Source organism: Streptomyces sp. NPDC002577 (assembly GCF_053594815.1).
This window is the reverse complement of sequence record NZ_JBSFWK010000061.1, coordinates 29211-48401: the sequence shown is the minus strand read 5'-3', so window position 1 is coordinate 48401 and position 19191 is coordinate 29211. Positions and strand designations below refer to the sequence as shown.

General features: G+C 70.4%; 19 protein-coding genes. 9 read left to right on the top strand and 10 right to left on the bottom strand.

Features of this window, described 5'->3' with window-relative positions:
* Positions 1-138: integrase core domain-containing protein (locus ACWD4J_RS40225; RefSeq protein ID WP_451400512.1), on the top strand; the 138-nt coding region annotated here is incomplete at its 5' end.
* On the opposite strand, the gene ACWD4J_RS40220 is transcribed toward ACWD4J_RS40225, so the two are convergent.
* The 4 genes from ACWD4J_RS40220 to ACWD4J_RS40205 all read right to left on the bottom strand — a co-directional run bounded on the left by ACWD4J_RS40220 (position 135) and on the right by ACWD4J_RS40205 (position 3816).
* Positions 135-1541 (bottom strand): tannase/feruloyl esterase family alpha/beta hydrolase, encoded by a 1407-nt coding sequence (locus tag ACWD4J_RS40220; RefSeq protein ID WP_451400511.1) that lies wholly within the window; start codon positions 1539-1541, stop codon positions 135-137. The genes ACWD4J_RS40225 and ACWD4J_RS40220 overlap by 4 nt on opposite strands.
* Before the next feature lie 157 nt (positions 1542-1698).
* Entirely contained in the window at positions 1699-2556 is an 858-nt protein-coding gene (locus ACWD4J_RS40215; RefSeq protein WP_451400510.1) for a hypothetical protein, read from the bottom strand.
* 318 nt (positions 2557-2874) lie between these two features.
* The gene (locus tag ACWD4J_RS40210; protein ID WP_451400509.1) at positions 2875-3150 is read right to left on the bottom strand and encodes a hypothetical protein; all 276 of its coding nucleotides are present in this window, start codon (positions 3148-3150) and stop codon (positions 2875-2877) included.
* Positions 3151-3216: 66 nt separating this feature from the next.
* Complete coding sequence (locus ACWD4J_RS40205; RefSeq protein ID WP_451400508.1) at positions 3217-3816, bottom strand: class I SAM-dependent methyltransferase; 600 nt, start codon at positions 3814-3816, stop codon at positions 3217-3219.
* A 151-nt stretch (positions 3817-3967) separates the two neighbouring features.
* Here ACWD4J_RS40205 and ACWD4J_RS40200 point away from each other — a divergent pair, with 151 nt between their 5' ends.
* The 5 genes from ACWD4J_RS40200 to ACWD4J_RS40180 all read left to right on the top strand — a co-directional run bounded on the left by ACWD4J_RS40200 (position 3968) and on the right by ACWD4J_RS40180 (position 8860).
* A complete protein-coding gene (locus tag ACWD4J_RS40200; RefSeq protein ID WP_451400507.1) occupies positions 3968-4741 on the top strand; it encodes an MHYT domain-containing protein in 774 nt (257 codons plus the stop codon).
* A 90-nt stretch (positions 4742-4831) separates the two neighbouring features.
* Entirely contained in the window at positions 4832-7411 is a 2580-nt protein-coding gene (locus ACWD4J_RS40195) for a sensor histidine kinase (RefSeq protein WP_451400506.1), read from the top strand.
* Entirely contained in the window at positions 7408-7845 is a 438-nt protein-coding gene (locus ACWD4J_RS40190) for a roadblock/LC7 domain-containing protein (protein WP_451400505.1), read from the top strand. Before ACWD4J_RS40195 ends, ACWD4J_RS40190 begins: the two co-directional genes overlap by 4 nt.
* Before the next feature lie 18 nt (positions 7846-7863).
* Positions 7864-8274 carry a DUF742 domain-containing protein gene (locus ACWD4J_RS40185; protein ID WP_451400504.1) on the top strand — a complete coding sequence of 137 codons (411 nt, stop codon included), beginning with the start codon at positions 7864-7866 and terminating at the stop codon, positions 8272-8274.
* Positions 8255-8860, top strand: a complete 606-nt coding sequence (locus ACWD4J_RS40180; RefSeq protein WP_451400503.1) for a GTP-binding protein — start codon at positions 8255-8257, stop codon at positions 8858-8860. Before ACWD4J_RS40185 ends, ACWD4J_RS40180 begins: the two co-directional genes overlap by 20 nt.
* Before the next feature lie 42 nt (positions 8861-8902).
* Here the strand turns inward: ACWD4J_RS40180 and ACWD4J_RS40175 are convergent, their stop codons facing one another.
* Positions 8903-9331, bottom strand: coding sequence for a PPOX class F420-dependent oxidoreductase (locus ACWD4J_RS40175; RefSeq protein ID WP_451400502.1), 429 nt, complete (start codon positions 9329-9331; stop codon positions 8903-8905).
* 99 nt (positions 9332-9430) lie between these two features.
* Between ACWD4J_RS40175 and ACWD4J_RS40170 the strand changes: the two genes are divergently transcribed.
* Positions 9431-9844, top strand: a complete 414-nt coding sequence (locus tag ACWD4J_RS40170) for a roadblock/LC7 domain-containing protein (protein ID WP_451400501.1) — start codon at positions 9431-9433, stop codon at positions 9842-9844.
* Positions 9845-10034: 190 nt separating this feature from the next.
* Positions 10035-10985: a DUF6397 family protein gene (locus tag ACWD4J_RS40165; RefSeq protein ID WP_451400500.1), complete on the top strand. Its 951-nt coding sequence runs from the start codon at positions 10035-10037 to the stop codon at positions 10983-10985.
* 49 nt (positions 10986-11034) lie between these two features.
* Here the strand turns inward: ACWD4J_RS40165 and ACWD4J_RS40160 are convergent, their stop codons facing one another.
* The 5 genes from ACWD4J_RS40160 to ACWD4J_RS40140 all read right to left on the bottom strand — a co-directional run bounded on the left by ACWD4J_RS40160 (position 11035) and on the right by ACWD4J_RS40140 (position 18115).
* Positions 11035-11385: a UBP-type zinc finger domain-containing protein gene (locus ACWD4J_RS40160; protein WP_451400499.1), complete on the bottom strand. Its 351-nt coding sequence runs from the start codon at positions 11383-11385 to the stop codon at positions 11035-11037.
* Positions 11382-12845, bottom strand: a complete 1464-nt coding sequence (locus ACWD4J_RS40155; protein WP_451400498.1) for an ATP-binding protein — start codon at positions 12843-12845, stop codon at positions 11382-11384. Before ACWD4J_RS40155 ends, ACWD4J_RS40160 begins: the two co-directional genes overlap by 4 nt.
* Positions 12842-14518 carry an FAD-dependent oxidoreductase gene (locus tag ACWD4J_RS40150; protein WP_451400497.1) on the bottom strand — a complete coding sequence of 559 codons (1677 nt, stop codon included), beginning with the start codon at positions 14516-14518 and terminating at the stop codon, positions 12842-12844. The genes ACWD4J_RS40155 and ACWD4J_RS40150 overlap by 4 nt, the downstream gene beginning before the upstream one ends.
* Positions 14519-14653: 135 nt before the next feature.
* Positions 14654-15523 (bottom strand): acyl-CoA thioesterase, encoded by an 870-nt coding sequence (locus ACWD4J_RS40145; RefSeq protein ID WP_451400496.1) that lies wholly within the window; start codon positions 15521-15523, stop codon positions 14654-14656.
* Positions 15524-15601: 78 nt separating this feature from the next.
* Entirely contained in the window at positions 15602-18115 is a 2514-nt protein-coding gene (locus tag ACWD4J_RS40140; RefSeq protein ID WP_451400495.1) for a DEAD/DEAH box helicase, read from the bottom strand.
* Between the two features lie 145 nt (positions 18116-18260).
* On the opposite strand from ACWD4J_RS40140, the gene ACWD4J_RS40135 reads away from it, so the two are divergent.
* Positions 18261-19055 carry a metal-dependent hydrolase gene (locus ACWD4J_RS40135; RefSeq protein WP_451400494.1) on the top strand — a complete coding sequence of 265 codons (795 nt, stop codon included), beginning with the start codon at positions 18261-18263 and terminating at the stop codon, positions 19053-19055.
* Positions 19056-19191 lie beyond the last annotated feature (136 nt).

Below are 19191 nucleotides of genomic sequence, written 5' to 3'. Positions count from 1 at the left end.
CCCTACACCAGCAACGACGAACGCAGCGCAGCCCTCGACAGCTTCCTCCACGACTACAACTACCATCGCTGCCACACCGCACTCGGAGGCCAGCCGCCCATCACCCGAGTCAACAACCCTGCGGGGCAATACACCTAGAGCGTGCAGGAATTGACGACGTCGCCGCTCGCAGGACGGCCGATGGTGCGGTCCGCGGGCGGCACGGATCCGTCCTCGACCCAGGCGGTGAGCGCACCGAAGGCCGCCCGGTAGCACGGCAGGATGGGCCGCAGCCGGTCCGGATACGCGTCGTACAGGCCGTCGGTGTGCGTGCCGCCTTCGACGGTGTAGTACCGGTGCAGACCGGCACGGCCCCTGCCGTCGATCATCCGGGCGTACACATCGGAGTCGGCGGCTTTCGGCAGCAGCGCGTCGAGATCGCTGTGCAGCGTGATCAGCGGCCTGCCGATGCGGCCCGTCAGCGCGACGCGTGCGACCGCACGGTGGACGGACGCGGGGCGCGACGCGTAGTCGTACGCCGCGTCCGAGGCACACGGCGCCAGGATCTGCTCCGCCGTCGAACCGGCCGAGGGGCCTGGGCATGCGGTGTCGTACGACGGGTCGAACTCTGCACGGTAGATCTTCTGCGTCACCCCCCAGTACGCCTTCTCGTGGTACGGCCACAGGAACTCGGACCCCCGCGCGAACCCCACCGCGTACAGATCCTCGTCCCGGGCCTTCCCCAGGCTCCGGGCCACCGCCGAGGGCAGGGAAGTGAGCAGATTCGGGCCCTCCGCGGTCCAGAGCGCGCCCTCCCAGTCGACCCCGCCGTCGTACAGCTCCGGGTGGTTCTCGAGCTGCCAGCGCGTCAGATAGCCGCCGTTGGAGATCCCGGTCATGTAGGTACGCCGCGGGGCCTGGCCGTACCGCTTGGCCACCGCCTGCCGAGCGGCGCGCGTGAGCTGGGTGGTGCGCATGTTCCATTCGGCCACCGCATCGCCGGGGCGCCTGCCGTCACGGTAGAAGTCCGGCCCACTGTTGCCCTTGTCGGTGGCCGCGTACGCATAACCCAGGGCAAGCACCTGGTCGGAGATGGCCTTGTCCGTCGCGTACTGCTTGCGGGTGCCGGGCGCCCCCGTGACCACGAGCCCTCCGTTCCAGCGGTCGGGCAGGCGGATCACGAACTGTGCGTCGTGCTGCCAGCCGTGTGTGGCGTTGAAGTGCGAGGTGTCCGGGAAGTGCCCGTCGATCTGCAGCCCGGGGACCCCGGACGGGTTGCGGGTGCCCGCCGCGGTGAGTCCTGCCTGGTCAGCCGTGTCTGTGTACGGCGTTCCGGCGAGCGCCGCCGTCGTCAGGTCGGGCAGGCAGGCGAGCTGCTGGTGCGCGGCGCCGGGGACCTGGACCTGTTCCTGCCGGGCGCAGTGAGCACCGCCGGAGTCCGCCGGGCGGCCGGATGCGGACCCCGCCGCGGCCGGGCCTGAGGAGATCACCGCCAGCACAGCTGCGGCGAGCAGCGGAACACCTCTGGACACACGCGGCGGAACACCTCTGGACACACGCATGAGAGCCTCCGTGACACGACGGAACGAAGCGGCGGGTGGGCGGCCTCATCGTGCTGTTGTCGCCGGAAGGCAGCTATGGGTGCGGACCATATGGGCCAGTGGCGTTGTATGTGGGGCGCGTATCCCCGGTTCTCCGCGGTGCGCGCCCCGGGATGCCTCAGGAGGGACGTACGGCCATCTTGTCGAGCGCCTCGAGAAGTCCGGGAAGCTCAGGTCCCCGGCCGACCGGCAGCACCTCTCCGGGCTCGTCGTCGAGCAGCACGAACGCGATGTCGTCGGTCCGGGCGACCAGTGACCAGCCCGGTCCGTCGGCACGCAGCGTGCGCGCCTCGCCGGAGGCGAAGGAGGAACGCACACGTCCCAGAGGCGGCGGAGTGTCCAGGTAGGAACGTGCCTCCGCGAGGACCCGCCGTACGCCGCTGTGCGGCTTGTGCCCGCCGTCCTCCTGGCCGGCTTCCGCGGCCGGCTCCTCCGCGCCATCGCTGTCGGGTGCGCCGGCGGGGGCGAAGTCGGCGTCGTCGATCTGCTCCCGCCAGGCCGCCCACTGGAGCGCGATCTCGTCGGCTCCGAGCCGCCTTTGGGCCGCTCCCCAGGTGCTGGTGTCGGGCGGCGAGAGCGGCGGCCGGACGGTGAGTTCGGGGTCAGGCTCGGGATCGTGCGGTTCGGGCACGCCGGGCGCCGCGACGGCCACCGCGAGGGGCCAGCCCGGCAACGCGGCCACCACCGTGCGCTCGTCGGGCGACAGGTCGTACTCCATGCCGCAGTCCCAGGACGCGATCGCGACGGCCACCAGTGACACGTCGTCGACGACCACGGTCCAGCGCGCGCCCGCGCCGTCCTGCCCGAGCACCAGGCCGTAGCCGTCGGCGAGAGGTGCGAGGTCCAGTGCCGCGCACGCCTCCGGATAGTCGTCGCCCAGCACGCTCGGGAACTGAGCGGGCGTGAGCAGCACCGCTGTCAGTACGTAGAGCGCGTCGTCCTCGGCAGCGGCGACGGCCTCGTCCGTCCCGGCCATCCCAGCCTCCCCATCGCTTCGTTCGTCGGCGCACCCTAACCATTGGCGGACGAGCACGTCGAGGGCCTATGGACAGGAATTCGATCGCGGCCGCCGCAGGTCGGCTCACGATCACGGACATGTCCGGATCACGCACGCACTTCGTCAGCCTGCCGTGCCGCAATTCGTGCAAGAAGGCGGTTGACCACGCGCGCGTACGGGCCGGCCTGCAACCGTCCGCGCACCGTGCGCGAGATCCGCGAACGGCTGGTCCACGCGGTCGATACGGGCACCCCGTGAGCGCCGCTCCGGTGTGCGCGGACCCGGCCCGCACCGACGTCAGGCGGCGGGCAGGCCGAGGAGGGTACGAGCGACGGTCTGAGGGGACTCGTCGCGCTCGCGGGCGAGTGCGACGACCGCGCGGCACGCCAGTTCTCTGACGCCGAAGGACAGGGCTTCTGGTGACACCCAGGAAGCCGCCTCGTCCATCTGGTCCTGGTCGTCCTCGGCGCACGCCGAGACGTAGGCGGCCGCCGATTCGAAGACGTTGTGCGTTCGTTTCTGCACCGGTTCTGCCGTCTCGCCGCGTAAGAACTTGCGGAGCCTGTCAAACATGTGGCCACCTTCCCCCTGTCGGACCGCCACCATAGATCGACGCCCCCGCATTTGTACCTCGTGGTCTCACGCCTGACGCACGGCCAGTGCCATGAACCGGGTGTCCTCGTCGACGTACGACGTCATACGCCAGCCCGAGCTCTCCAGCAGCGGGCCGAGATTGTTCTCGGCCCGCAGGTCGTCCGGGGTGATCCGGCGGCCCTGCCGCGCGGCCAGCGCCGCCCGGCCGATGGGGTGGAACAGGGCGAGCAGGCCGCCGGTGCGGACCACGCGTGCCAACTCCCGCAGGTTCTCGGCCGGTTCCGGCAGATGCGCGATCAGGCCTGCCGCGAACACTGCGTCGAGCGACTCCGTTCTCAGCGGCAGCCGTGCGGCGTCGGCGAGCAGAAGAAGCCCTGCGTGGTCCCTGCCGGCCCGCACGGCGGCCTCCAGCATCGCCGGTGTCAGGTCGGCACCGAGCACCACCCCGGAGGGCCCCACGGCGTCCCGGAGCGCCGGCAGGGCGCGTCCCGTGCCGCATCCCGCGTCCAGGACACGACTGCCCGGGCGCAGTCCGAGCTCGTCGACAGCGGCGCGATAGGCGGGACCGTCATCGGGGAAGCGCGCGTCCCAGCCGGCCGCGCGGGCCGCGAAGAACTCCTGAACCCCTGTGTGGTCGTCGGTCATGCACCCATGATCCTCCACTCCGTGCACACGGGGACCATGCAACATGTTCGAGCGTGACGCGATCGTTCAGGTACATCTCTCTGTCATATTCCAGCACCTTTCGAAATGTTCGCCTTTTGTGCGACCCGGCCGGGGCTAGCGTCCCTGGGCCATGGGACACCTGGACCACGCCGCCTTCGGCTGGCTTACCCCCGTGCTGTCATACGTGATGGCGTGCATCGGTGCTGCGCTCGGCCTGCGCTGCACCGTCCGCGCACTCGCCGCCACCGGACGCTCCCGTCGCAACTGGCTCATCACCGCCGCCTCCGCCATCGGCACAGGTATCTGGACGATGCACTTCGTGGCGATGCTCGGCTTCAGCGTCAGCGGCACGGAGATCCGCTACAACGTGCCGCTGACCATCCTCAGCCTGATCGTCGCGATGGTCGTCGTCGGCGCCGGCGTCTTCGCCGTCGGCTACAGCCGCGACCGCGGCCGGGCGCTCGCACTGGGCGGCCTGACGACGGGACTCGGCGTCGCGAGCATGCACTACCTCGGCATGGCGGCCCTGCGGCTGCACGGCGATGTGGACTACAACCCGCTGCTCGTCGCGCTCTCCGTCGTGATCGCCGTGGTCGCGGCGACCGCGGCCCTCTGGGCGGGGCTCAACATCAAGTCGCCCATCGCGGTCGCCGTCGCCTCCCTCGTCATGGGCGGGGCGGTGAGCAGCATGCACTACACCGGAATGATGGCCGTGAGCGTGCAGGTCGCCCCCTCCAGCGCGGCACTTTCCGGGGCCACGGTCATGCAGTTCGTCTTCCCCCTCGCCGTGGGCCTCGGTTCGTACTTGTTCCTGACCTCGGCGTTCGTCGCGCTGTCCCCCACGGCGGGGGAGCGCGAGGCCTCCGCATCGGCCCAGCGGCCGGTCGAGAGCGTCGCCCGATAGCGGCGGTCCGGGCCGACGACGGTCCGGCAGGCACGCCCGGCCAGCACGGCCCGGCAGGCACGCCCCCGAATCCTTCCGAGCGAGGAGGCCATGCGCACACCCCGAAGGAACCAGACGACCGCCGCACCGCCCCGTTCCGCGCCCCCTGCGCGCGGCCGCCGCGCCCACGCCGGACCACCCGCCGTCGAGCATCCCGGCCGGGACGCGGACGGCGGGGCGCCACCGCGCGCTCCCTGGTCTCCCGCGCGCGCGGGAGGATGGCGGATGCGGCCGCGCACCGTACGGGCGAAGATCGTCTGCCTGCTCATGGTGCCGGTCATGTCGCTGTTGGCGCTGTGGGCGTACGCCACCGTCAGCACAGCCCAGGACGTCGCACGGCTGCGCCAGTTGCAGCGCGTCGACACCGAGGTGCGTGCACCGGTCGCCGACGCGGTCGCCGCCCTACAGGCGGAACGATCCGCCGCCGTGCGGTACGCGACGCGGCCCGCCGCCGGACGCGCGGACGAACTCAGGAAACTGGCCGGACTGACCGACCGCGCGGTGGCCGGGCTGCGGCTCGACGACCACCACACCGTCGCCGACGGTGCCGACCTCCCCACGGGCGTGGCGGAACGTCTTGGCACCTTCGTCGACGGGGCCGAGCGCCTGCGCGCACTGCGCACCGCTGTGCTGGAGCGCCGGACAGGCTGGGACCCGGCGTACGAGCAGTACACCAAGACCATCTCCAACGCCTTCGGTGTCGGCGGCTCCCTGACCGGGATCCAGGACGCCGAACTGGGCTCCGACGCGCGCGTGCTGCTCGAGTTCTCACAGGCCGGCGAGATGCTGGCACGCGAGGACGCACTGCTGTCCAGTGCGCGTCTCACCGGTTCCCTCGACGGTGAGCGGCTTCGCCTGTTCATCGGGGCCGTCGACACCCGGCGGACCCTGACGGACTCGGCGGCCGCGGACCTGCGCGGACCCGACCGTGCCGCCTGGCGAGACCTCGCGGACAGCGATGCCTACGCCGCGACGACCTCCGTCGAGGACAAGGTGCTCGCCGCGCCGGCCGGGAGCAAGGCGATGGCCGCCGCCCCGGCGACCTCGTGGGACTCGGCTCACGCCACCGTGCAGGACGAGGTCCGCACCATCCAGTCGGATGCGGCACGCAGGGCCGCGGACAGGGCCGACCCGTTCACCCGAGGCGTCCTGACCTCGGCAGGCGCCGCAGTCCTGCTGGGTCTCGCCGCGGTCGCCGCCTCCCTCGTGATCTCCGTACGCATCGGCCGCGGCCTCGTCGTCGAACTCGTCAGCCTGCGCAACAGCGCCCTGGAGATCGCCCGCCGCAAACTCCCGGGCGCCATGCGGCGGCTGCGCTCCGGCGAGGAGATCGACATCCGCGCCGAGGCACCGCCGGGGCCGCCCGCCGAGGACGAGGTCGGCCAGGTCTCCGAAGCCCTCGGCACGGTCCACCGGGCCGCTCTGCGGGCCGCCATCGAGCGGGCGGAGCTCGCCAGCGGCATCTCCGGAGTCTTCGTCAACCTGGCCCGTCGCAGCCAGGTCCTGGTCCACCGTCAGCTCAGCCTCCTCGACAGCATGGAACGCAGGGCCGAGGACCCGAACGAGCTGGGCGACCTGTTCCGCCTGGACCACCTGACCACCCGAATGCGGCGGCATGCGGAGAGCCTGATCATCCTCTCGGGATCCGCGCCGGGCCGGGCCTGGCGGATGCCCGTCTCGCTGACCAACGTGGTGCGCGCGGCGGTCTCCGAAATCGAGGACTACGCGCGCGTGGAGGTACGACACCTCCCCGATGCCTCCGTGACCGGTTCAGCGGTGGCCGACCTCACCCACCTCCTTGCCGAACTCGTAGAGAACGCAGCCCAGTTCTCGCCACCCCACACCAAGGTGCGGATCAACGGCGAGCCTGTCGGCAACGGCTACGCCCTGGAGATCGAGGACCGTGGACTCGGCATGGGCAAGGACACCCTCGCCGAGGCCAACCGGCGCATCGCCCAGTCCGAGGCGCTCGATCTGTTCGACAGCGACCGGCTCGGGCTCTTCGTGGTCAGCAGGCTCTCAGCCCGCCACAGCATCAAAGTGCACCTGAGGACCTCCCCGTACGGCGGCACCACCGCGGTCGTCCTGCTGCCCACCGCGCTGCTGCATACCGGCACCACCGAACAGCCCACAGCCCTCACAACAGACACAGGGGCGGGCGAGGAGAGGCACTACGCGCGCGTGCAGGAACCGGGCCTGCAGCACACCGACCACGCCTCGGCCCCGGCCGAGGCGCCGCCCCGCCCCGCCCTCGTCGCACCCGTGCCGGCCGCCCGCGAGACGCCCGGCACATCGTCAGAGCCGGCGCCCCCACCGGGCGTCGCCACCCTCCGCCTGCACCGGCCGTCCCCGGGGGACGACTCCCGCGCGGACGGGCCGGAGGGACTGCCCCGGCGCGTCCGCCAGGCGAGCCTGGCGCCGCAGCTGCGCGAGCACCGCGCCGAGGAACCAGCACCGAACACGAGCCCCCAGAACAACCACGAGCGCACTCCGGAGCAGGTGCGTCAGCGCATGGCGGCGTACCGCGACGGCTGGGCGCGCGGCGGCGGCCGGCCGCCCGGCACCGGCTCCGCCCCCCGTAGACCCGGCTCCGGGCCGGGCGCAGACAGCAGCGAAGGAGACCACGCATGATCCAGGACCCGAGCACGGGGACCGCTCAGCGGTCCGGCGAACTGGACTGGCTGCTGGACGACTTGGTCCTCCGCGTCACCGAGGTCCGGCACGCCGTGGTGCTGTCGAACGACGGCCTGGCCGTCGGCGCGTCGACCGCTCTCACCCGCGAGGACGCCGAACATCTGGCCGCCGTGGCCTCCGGCTTCCACAGCCTCGCCAAGGGCGCCGGCCGCCAGTTCGGCATCGGCGGAGTACGCCAGACCATGGTCGAGCTGGACGAGGGCTTCCTGTTCGTCGCCGCAGCGGGCAGCGGTTCCTGCCTCGCCGTCCTCACCGCCGCGACGGCCGACATCGGTCTCGTGGCCTACGAGATGGCGCGGCTGGTGAAGCGGGTCGGCGAGCATCTGCACACCCCCGCGCGCGTGCCCGCACGCCCGCCTGCCGGCGGATGACCGAGAACGGCGACGCACATGAACGAGGACAGGCCGGGCGCCCCCGGGCAGCCCGGCAACCGGTGGTACGACAACGACGCGGGCCCCCTCGTCCGCCCGTACGCGATGACGGGCGGCCGGACCCGGCCGGGCCCGGACGGGGCGTACTTCGACCTCATCGCGCTCATCACGCTCGACGAGAACGCGCCGCGCTACGACGAAACGGCTCTCGGTCCTGAGCACCGTGCGCTGATCGAACTGTGCCGCATCGACACCCAGTCGGTCGCGGAACTGGCCGCCGGTGCCGATCTGCCCGTGGGCGTGGTCAGGGTGCTGCTCGGCGACCTCCTGGAGCTGGGCTGCATTACGGTCAGCCGACCGGTGCCGCCCGCCCAGCTCCCCGACGAAAAGATCCTCCGGGAGGTAATCAATGGGCTCCGAGCGCTCTGAGACCGCGGGCGGGACGACGGCCCCCATGGCGTTGAAGATCCTGGTCGCGGGCGGATTCGGAGTGGGCAAGACCACCCTGGTCGGAGCGGTCAGCGAGATCAGGCCGCTGCGTACCGAGGAACAGCTGAGCCAGGCCGGCCAGTCGGTCGACGACACCGATGGTGTCGACCAGAAGACCACGACGACCGTCGCCATGGACTTCGGCCGCATCACCATCAGGTCGGGCCTGTCTCTCTACCTCTTCGGCACACCGGGCCAGGACCGCTTCTGGTTCCTGTGGGACGAGCTGTCGCAAGGCGCGCTCGGCGCTGTCGTCCTTGCGGACACCCGGAGGCTCGAGGACTGCTTCCCCGCCGTGGACTACTTCGAGCACCGCCGCATCCCGTTCGTCGTCGCGGTGAACTGCTTCCCTGGCGCGCGCACCTACGGTGCCGAGGACGTGTCACGGGCCCTCGATCTCGACCGGGGCGCGCCGGTGGTGCTGTGCGACGCCCGCGACCGCGACTCCGGGAAGGAAGTGCTGATCCGGCTGGTCGAGTACGCCGGGCGGATGCACACCGCCCGGCTGCTCGACTCGGTCGGGTGACGACGGCCGAGGGTGATGCGAGCGACTCATTCCGGCGAGGGGTCAGTCCGCGACGCCGGACTGGGCGACCACCTGATCGATCCTCACCCGCACGAGAAGTTCGCCGGGCACGCCGTTGCGGGCACCGAACTCCTCGGCCCTGTCCTCGCCCATGTAGCGCGCGCCGATCCGCGTCGCCCAGCGGCGCACCTCGTCGAGGTCCTCGGACAGTTCCGCGTGCCCGCGCAGTACGACGAAAGCGTACGGCGGACGGTCGTCGTCCACGCACACCGCAACCCTTCCGTCGCGCGTCAGATTGCGTCCCTTCACCGACTCCCGCCCGGTGTTGAACACCAGATCTTCCCCGTCCAGTACGAACCAGACCGGTGTCACGTGCGGACCGCCGTCGGCGCGAACGGTCGAGAGCTTGCCGGTGCGGGTGCCGTGCGAGACGAAGGCCCGCCATTCATCGTCAGCCATCCTCTGTGCCATGCCCCCATCCTGCTTGCCCGGATGGGGGCGGTGGGGAAGGCTGGCGGCTCGGGCCCTCCGGACGGGAGGCGACCGCATCGGAAACGGGGAGAACGGATCATGGCGCGGAACGGGGAACTAGGCCGGCTGCTGGACGACCTGACGGAACGGGTCGACTCGGTGCACCATGCGCTGGTGCTGTCCAACGACGGTCTCGTCACGGGTTCGAGCACCGGACTCAGGCGCGAGGACGCCGAGCACCTGGCGGCCGTCTCATCGGGGTTGCACAGTCTTGCCAAGGGATCGGGCCGCCACTTCGGCGCGGGCGACGTGCGCCAGACGATGATCGAGTTCGATGAGGCGGTGCTCTTTGTCACGGCGGCGGGCGTCGGCAGCTGCCTGTGCGTGCTGACGTCCGCGGAGGCCGACATCGGCCAGGTCGCCTACGAGATGGCGTTGCTCGTCAACCGCGTCGGAGAGCACCTCGCCGTGGACGCCCGGCGCCCGGAAGGCTCGTCTGCCGACGACCTCTGACCCGAAGGCGTCTGCCCCCCGCCCCGGCCAATGACCGCTGACCCCAGTCTATGGCCTCTGACCTGGGCATGAGTGCTTGCCGTCAGAGTTATCCACAGGCTCGGCGGAGATGGCGGGGGCCGGGCTACGGTTTTCCCCGGCAGCAGTCACCAGGCGCTGCTGACGTCACTTCTCACGGGGGAGAACCGGCATGAAAGGCAACACGCTGACGACGACGGCGGCGGCATCGGACCGTGCGTACAGTGACCGGCCGTCGGTGACGCAGAGTCGCGCATCCCGCGAACTCGGCTTGAAGCGGAGCGAGTTCGAGCTGGCGGTGCTGCTGGGACGTATTCGCACCGTGCCGGACGGAGCCGGCGGGCGGCGCCGCGTGACCGCGGATGAGATCGAGCGCGTGCGCGCCGCCGAAGGGTTCCCCGACGCGCTGCGGCAGCAGATCAGAGTCGTGGGCACGACCGAGGGAGCCGAGCTGATCGGCATCAGCTCGGCGAGGTTCACGAAGCTGGCCCGCCTCGGACTCGTGGCGCCCGTGAAGTTTTACTTGAACCGGTACAGGGCTGTGGTCTGGCTGTATCTGGCGCACGATGTGCAGCAGTTCGCCGACAACACAGCCAACACCCCGCTGCTCAGCGGCCGTGTCGCCACTGCGCTGCGGGATCAGCTCGCGGCAGGCGTGGACTTGCGCGCCCGGAACTGGCGCGGCCGTCACATCGGGTTCCTGCTGCGTGGGACGGAGGACACATGGGAGCGCGCCGCGATCGTGACCTCGCTGCTCGACCCGGTCCAGGTCGCCGAACTCGTCCCGGACCCCTATGAACGCTCCTATCTGAACCGGCTGAGGCCCCGGGCGCCGGGTCACGGTGCGCCCGATTCACCGGCGGCGCAGCTGACCGAGCGGATCACGACGGCGGACGACCCGGACGAGATCCTCTGGGTGCGTGCGAACCTCTCGCTCGCCCTCGCTGAAGCCCGGCAGGACCGGCCTGCCCCGCGGCCGGCATCAGGGACGGCCATCCCTGTTCCGAGACGACCGGAGCAAGGGGCGAGCCAGGGATCCGAAGTGCTGGGCGGCCCGCCCGATGCCCAGCAGTCGAGGCGCCTGCTGAGGTGGATGCGCCGCAAACGCGGCACCGGCACCTGACCCGCGCACTCATCAGTCCAGCCCTGTCGGACTCGTCAGCCCAGCCCTGTCAGTCCAGACTGTCCGCCCAGTTCGCCGGTACCCGTCCCGCGGGGCCGGGTGCGGGCTGATCGGCAGGGTGGCTCTCGGGTGGAGCCAACTGCGGCCCCGACTCGTACATCTCGGAGGTCTCGTAGTTCCAGAACCAGCCTTCGCCCGGTTCGAAGCTGCGGATCACCGGGTGCCCCGTGGCCCGCGCGTGGGCGGTCGCATGCTTCGACGGTGAGGAGTCGCAGCAGCCGATGTGGCCGCACTGCGCGCAGCGCCGCAGGTGGAACCACCATCCGCCGGCGGCGTCGCACTCGGCGCATCCGGTACCGCTCGGTGGAACAGAGGGGTCGATTCCTTTGGTGGTGCTCATGATGGCTCCTGTGGGGCGTCGGGGCCTGCGGCGGTCAGGGGCAGGCGCACCTGGAAGCGGGTGTCGCCGGGGACGGACTGAACCCGGAGGTCACCGTTGTGCTTGTTGACGACGATGCGCCAGGAGATGTCCAGACCGAGTCCGGTGCCCTCGCCCACCGGCTTGGTGGTGAAGAACGGGTCGAAGATACGGTTCCGGATCTCCTCGGGCACGCCGGGGCCCGTGTCGCCGAACTCGATCAGGGCATGGTCGCCTTCGAGTGCGGTGCGGACGGTCAGCGTTCCCTCGGTGTCGGCGCCGGCGCTGTTCATCGCGGAGACCGCGTTGTCGATGAGGTTGGTCCACACCTGGTTGAGCTCGCCGGGGTAGGCCGGGATCTTCGGCAGGGCGCAGTCGTAGTCCTTGACGACGGTGATGTGGGGGCCGATCTTCCCGGAGAGCATCAGCAGGGTGCTGTCGAGCAGTTCGTGTACGTTGGCGACCTGGTAGGGCGCCCGGTCGAGCTGCGAGTACTGCTTGGCCGCGTTGACGAGATCGGAGACGCGAGTGGTCGAGTCCTCGATCTCGTTCATGAGGAGTTCGGTTTCGACGGTGTAGTTCAGCCACCGTACGGCGCCCTCGAGAGTGCCCTCGTCCACGGTCGCCGCAACCTGGTCCAGCCAGTCGGTGTCGAGGCCGCCCTGGACGAACGTCGGGGCGAGGTCCCATCCGCCGGAGATGCCGTGGTCGTCGAGCCAGTCGGCGATGGCGTCCTCCCGGTCCGAGGCCTCGAGCGGGCTGAGGCTGTTGGTCTTGGCGACCCGCTCGGCGGTGCGTTCCTGGACCTCGATGAGCGTTTCCAGGCTGGCGCGCTGATACGGGCCGCCGGCGATGGCGCGGAGCTTCTGGCGCATGTGGGCGACCCGCTCCCGGAGCGCCGATGTGGCCCGCACCGCTGCGGCGGCGGGGTTGTTCAGCTCATGGGTCAGGCCGGCGGAGAGCGAGCCGAGAGCCAGGAGCCGTTCTCGCTGGCCGATGGCCTCCTGGGAGTTCTTGGTGCCGAAGAAGAGCCCTTCCAGCAGGTGTACGGCCATGGGGAACCATTCGCGCATGATGTCGGCGAACGAGTCCGCGGGCAGTACGAAGAACCGCGAGGGCTCGGTGACCCGCATGGAGCTGTTGTACACCTGCGGCACCCGGTCGCCGAGGTAGGCCTGGAAGGCTCCCGAGTACACGCCGCGAGTGGAGCTTCGGCCGGTCTCCACGTCGTAGGACCGGACACGGCGCGAGAGGACGACGCTGCCCGAGAGCAATACGTAGAAGCAGGTGGCCGGTTCGCCCTCCGTGTAGACGGGCCCGGGTTCGAACCGTTCCACGCGGCCTTCCCGGCACAGCCGCGCGAGCTGATCGGGGGTCAGTTTCTCGAACAGGAAGAGCGAGCCGAGCTCCTCCTGGCTGCACGGCAGAGGCTGCGCGTTCACGACTGCTCCAGATACCGGTGCACCAGCATGACGGCCATGGCTCCCTCTCCGACGGCGGAAGCGACGCGCTTGGCGGACTCGGCGCGTGCGTCGCCCGCCACGAACACGCCGGGGACGTTCGTCTCCAGGTGGTACGGCGGCCGGTCCAGCTCCCAGTCCGCCGGCGGATGCCCGTCGGGGGTCAGATCGGGACCGGTCAGAATGAACCCGCGGGAGTCCCTGAGCACCGTGCCGGTCAGCCAGTCGGTCAGCGGGGCCGCGCCGATGAACACGAACAGCCACTGGGCGTCCACGAGTTCGGTGTGTCCGGTCGTCGTGTCGCGGAGGGTGAGCTGCTCCAGATGGTCCGAGCCATGGGCGGCCTCGACGACCGTGGTGGTGCGCACCGAGATCGTGGGCGCGTCCATGACCTGCTGGATCAGGTAGTGCGACATCGAAGCGGACAAGGAGGATCCGCGCACCAGGATCGTGACCGATTTGGCGCCGCGGGACAGATACATGGCGGCCTGTCCGGCGGAGTTCGCGCCTCCGACGATGTACACGTCATGGCCCTGGCATGCGGGTGCCTCGGTCAGCGCCGAGCCGTAGAACACCCCGCAGCCGGTCAGGTCGGCCACGCCGGGCGCTTCCAGCTGCCGATACGACACACCCGTCGCGAGGATCACGGAGTGCGCGGCGACCGTGGACCCGTCCGAGAACCGGACGACGCGTGCCGCGCCGCAGATCTCCAGTCCGGTGACCTCGCGCGCGGTCAGGATCTCCGCGCCGAACTTCGACGCCTGGCGCCTGGCCCGGTCCGTGAGCTGCGCCCCGGAGACTCCGTCCGGGAAGCCGAGGTAGTTCTCGATCCGGGAGCTCTGGCCCGCCTGGCCGCCGGTCGCCGAGCGTTCCACGAGGACGGTGCGCAGGCCCTCCGAGGCGCCGTACACGGCTGCTCCCAGGCCGGCGGGCCCGCCGCCGATGATGACCAGGTCGTAGAAGTCGGCCGCCGGCGTCGTCGCGAGGCCCACATGCGCGGCGAGCTCCTGCTCGTCGGGCGCGGTGAGCGGCGTGCCGTCCGGAGTGATCACGAGGGGAAGCTGCAGGCCGTCGACGCCGGCGGCGGAGAGCAGCCGTCGTCCCTCCGGCTCGTCGGACGAGTACCAGCGGTACGGCACCTGGTTGCGGGCCAGGAACTCCCGCAGCTCGGAGGAGCGCGCCGACCAGCGGTGCCCGACGACCTTGGTGACGGGCACCGTCCGGTGCTCGGCGTGCCGCCAGGCCTCCAGCAGCTCGTCCAAAACGGGGTAGAGCTTCTCCTCGGGCGGATCCCAGGGCTTGAGGAGGTAGTGATCGAGGTCGACGACGTTGATCGCGTCGATGGCCGCGTTGGTGTCCGCGTAGGCCGTCAGGAGCACGCGGCGCGCGCCCGGGTACACGTCGAGGGCCTGCTCCAGGAACTCGATGCCGTTCATCTGCGGCATCCGGTAGTCGGCGAGGATCACGGCCACGAGGTCGCCCCGCAGCTTGAGCTCGCGCAGGGCGTCGAGCGCCGACTGCCCGGACTCGGCGCGCACGATCCTGTACGACTCGCCGTAGCGTCGCCGCAGGTCACGGGCCACGGACCGCGACACGCCAGGGTCGTCGTCCACGGTCAGGATGATGGTCCGGCTTGCGTCGGCGGCCTGTGCCATGCGTCTCCCACCCGGAGCTGATCGTCGCCGCGGCCTGATGAGCCGCTGCGCCCGTGTGCATCCGTACGAGCGACGTCCATCCTATGTTCGATTGCCCCGCTTCGCTGCGGATCGAGGACGTACCTCTTGCCCAGGTCAGCCGAGCTTGCGGAACAGGCCCTCCTGCACGACCGAGACCAGCAGCCGGCCCTCGAGGTTGTAGATGCGGCCCCGGGCGAGGCCGCGGCCGCCCGTCGCGATCGGGGACTCCTGGTCGTACAGGAACCATTCGTCCGCGCGGAACGGGCGGTGGAACCACATGGCGTGGTCCAGCGACGCCATGTCGAAGTTGCGCTGACCCCACAGCGGCTCCACGGGGAGGCGGACGGCGTCGAGGAGCGTCATGTCGCTCGCGTACGTGAGTGCGCAGGTGTGGACCAGCGGGTCGTCGCCCAGCGGGCTGACAGCGCGCATCCACACGGCGCTGCGCGGTTCGGCCTCTGCGGCCTCCTCGGGGGTCCAGCGCAGCCGGTCCACGTAGCGGATGTCGAAGGGCTGCCGCCTCGCCATGCGCTCCAGGGACTCCGGGAGCGCACCCAGATGACTGCGGATCTCGTCGGCGAGCGGCGGCAGCGACTCGGGGTCGGGAACCTTGCGGGCCGGCGGCAGCTGGTGTTCGAAGCTCCCCTCCTCGGGCTTGTGGAAGGAGGCTGTCAGATTGAAGATCGTGCGGCCCTGCTGCACGGCGGTGACCCGGCGCGTGGTGAAGGAACGCCCGTCACGGATCCGTTCGACCTGGTACACGATCGGCACGCCGGGGCGGCCCGGACGTAGGAAGTACGCGTGCAGCGAGTGCACCGGGCGGTCCGCGTCCGTGGTACGGCCCGCCGCGACCAGCGCCTGGCCGGCGACCTGGCCGCCGAAGACGCGCTGCAGGGACTCCTGCGGGCTGAGGCCGCGGAAGATGTTGACCTCGATCTGCTCGAGATCGAGCAGATCGACGAGCCGCTCCGCTGGGTTCGTCATGTGGTGTTGTCTCCTGTGCTCACAAGGGGAGGTGCGCTCGCACTCCGGCCCGGGGGGGGGACTGGTACTGCCCCGGACCTACAGCTGGCCGACATCGGTGACGCGGACGACGGCGCGGCCCTCCGCGTCGGAGGCCGCAAGGTCGATCTCGGCGCTGATGCCCCAGTCGTGATCGCCGTTGGGGTCGTCGAAGATCTGGCGCACGCGCCACAGCCCGTTCTCCGGCTCCTCCTCGATCAGCAGCAGCTTGGGACCGCGTGCGTCGGGCCCGGTTCCGAGGTCCTCGTACTCGTCCCAGTACTTGTCCATGGCCTCGCCCCAGGCGTCCGTGTCCCAGCCGGACTCGCCGTCCATCTCGCCCAGTTCCTCGACATCGTCGAGGGCGGCGAGCTCGACCCGGCGGAACATGGCGTTGCGCACGAGCACGCGGAACGCGCGCGCGTTGGCGGTGACCGGCTTGACCTGGTCGGCCTTCTCCTGGGCCTCCTCGGCCGTCATCTCCTCGGGGTTGGCGAGCTGCTCCCACTCGTCGAGGAGGCTGGAGTCGACCTGGCGGACCATCTCGCCCAGCCAGGCGATCAGGTCCTGGAGGTCCTCGGACTTCAGGTCGTCCGGGATGGTGTGGTCGAGGGTCTTGTAGGCGCCGGCGAGGTAGCGCAGCACGATGCCCTCGGTCCGCGCCAGCTCGTAGACGGACACGAGCTCCGTGAACGACAGCGCCCGTTCGTACATGTCGCGGATCACGGACTTCGGGGACAGCGGATGGTCGCCGACCCACGGATGGCTCTTGCGGTACGTGTTGTACGCCTGGAAGAGCAGCTCCTCGAGCGGCTTCGGGTACGAGACGTCCTGGAGCCGCTCCATGCGCTCCTCGTACTCGACGCCGTCCGCCTTCATCGCGGCCACGGCCTCGCCGCGCGCCTTGTTCTGCTGGGCCGCGAGGATCTGACGCGGGTCGTCGAGCGTGGACTCGACGACGGACACCATGTCGAGGGCGTAGGAGGGGGAGTCCGGGTCGAGGAGCTCGAACGCCGCGAGCGCGAAGGTCGACAGGGGCTGGTTGAGCGCGAAGTCCTGCTGCAGATCCACCGTCAGGCGCACGATGCGGCCCTCGGCGTCGGGCTTGTCGAGTTTCTCGACGATGCCGCCGTCCAGCAGCGACCGGTAGATCGCGATGGCACGGCGGATGTGCCTGAGCTGCTGCTTGCGCGGCTCGTGGTTGTCCTCGAGGAGGCTCCGCATCGCCTCGAAGGCGTTGCCCGGCCGGGCGATCACCGACAGCAGCATGGTGTGCGTGACCCGGAAGCGGGAGGTCAGCGGCTCCGGCTCGGAGGCGATCAGCTTCTCGAAGGTGTTCTCGGTCCAGCCGACGAACCCCTCGGGGGCCTTCTTGCGGACCACCTTGCGGCGCTTCTTCGCGTCGTCGCCCGCCTTGGCGAGAGCCTTCTCGTTGTCGATGACGTGCTCGGGCGCCTGGGCCACGACGAAGCCCGCGGTGTCGAAGCCGGCCCGTCCCGCGCGCCCCGCGATCTGGTGGAACTCGCGGGCCCGCAGTGTTCGCACCCGGTTGCCGTCGTACTTGGTGAGGGCCGTGAACAGCACCGTGCGAATGGGGACGTTGACGCCGACGCCGAGCGTGTCCGTACCGCAGATCACCTTCAGCAGGCCTGCCTGCGCCAGCTTCTCCACCAGCCGCCGGTATTTGGGCAGCATGCCCGCGTGGTGCACACCGATCCCGTGCCGTACGTAACGGGACAGATTGCGGCCGAACTTGGTGGTGAAGCGGAAATTGCCGATCAGCTCGGCGATCTGGTCCTTCTCCTCACGCGTGCACATGTTGATGCTCATCAGCGCCTGCGCCCGCTCCACGGCCTGGGCCTGCGTGAAGTGCACGATGTAGACGGGGGCCTGCTTGGTCTCGAGGAGCTCGGTGAGCGTCTCCGTGAGAGGCGTCAGCCGGTACTCGTACGAGAGGGGGACCGGGCGGGTCGCCGAGCGGACGACCGCGGTCGGGCGGCCGGTGCGGCGCGTGAGGTCCTTCTCGAACATCGAGACGTCGCCGAGCGTCGCCGACATCAGGATGAACTGCGCCTGCGGCAGTTCCAGCAGCGGAATCTGCCAGGCCCAGCCGCGGTCGCCCTCCGCATAGAAGTGGAACTCGTCCATCACGACCTGGCCGACGTCCGCGTCCTTGCCGTCGCGAAGCGCTATGGACGCGAGCACCTCGGCCGTGCAGCAGATCACCGGCGCGTCGGCGTTGACCGAGGCGTCGCCGGTCAGCATGCCCACGTTCTCCGTGCCGAAGAGCTTGCACAGCTCGAAGAACTTCTCCGAGACCAGCGCCTTGATCGGCGCCGTGTAGAAAGTGACCTCGTCGCGCGCGAGCGCCGCGAAATGCGCTCCCGCCGCGATCATGCTCTTGCCGGACCCGGTCGGCGTCGACACGATCACGTTCGCACCCGAGACGACCTCGATCAGCGCCTCTTCCTGGTGTGGATAGAGCGTGAGGCCGCGTTCTCCGGCCCACGACTCGAAGGCTTCGTACAGGGCATCGGGGTCGGCGGTCGCTGGCAGCTGATCGATGAGGGTCACGCCCCCATCTTGCCTGCCTTCGCACCCGATGAGGGAATCGGTCGCTCGTACGAAGATCGCAAACGCTACGCTGTGGCGCCGACAAAGCGTCAGCGTGTGCGGACAACTCACCGCGCGGGCAAGAGGAACGGGGCGGGATGCAGCCATGATGGGACCGGCACATTCACTGTCAGGGGCTGCGGCCTGGCTGGGGGTGGGTGCAGCGGCGGCCGCCGCGGGGCACCCGATGCCCTGGCCGGTCCTGCTCGTCGGGGCGCTGATCTGCGCGGGAGCCGCGCTGGCGCCCGATCTGGATCACAAGGCGGCCACCATCTCGCGGGCCTTCGGCCCCCTGTCGCGGTGGCTGTGCGAGATCGTCGACAAGCTGTCCTACGCCGTCTACAAGTCGACCAGGAAGCCGGGCGACCCGCGCCGCTCCGGCGGGCACCGCACTCTGACGCACACCTGGCTGTGGGCGGTGCTGATCGGTGCGGGCGCCTCGGTCCTGGCCATCACGGGAGGCCGCTGGGGGGTTCTCGTGATCCTCTTCGCACACCTGGTGCTGGCCATCGAGGGCCTGCTGTGGCGGGCCACCCGCGGCTCGAGCGCCGATGTGCTGGTCTGGCTGCTGGCCGCGACCAGCGCCTGGATCCTCGCCGGGATACTGGACAAGCCGGGCAACGGTGCGGACTGGCTGTTCACCGCGCCGGGCCAGCAGTACCTGTGGCTCGGCCTGCCGATCGTGCTGGGCGCGCTCGTGCACGACATCGGGGACGCCCTGACGGTGTCCGGCTGCCCGATCCTTTGGCCGATACCCATAGGACGCAAGCGCTGGTACCCGGTGGGGCCGCCCGGACCGATGCGGTTCCGGGCCGGCAGCTGGGTCGAGCTGAGGGTGCTGATGCCGGCGTTCATGGTGCTCGGTGGGGTGGGTTGCGCGGCCGCGCTGAACGTCATCTGAGTCCTGCTCCACGTCATCTGAGTCAGCTCGACGTCATCTCAGTCACCCAGAACGAGGCCGCAGCCCGAACAAGGCCGCAGCCCGACCCACCGGGCCGGGCTGCGGTTCACGGAAGAGGCCGGCGGTCCCGCCGTGC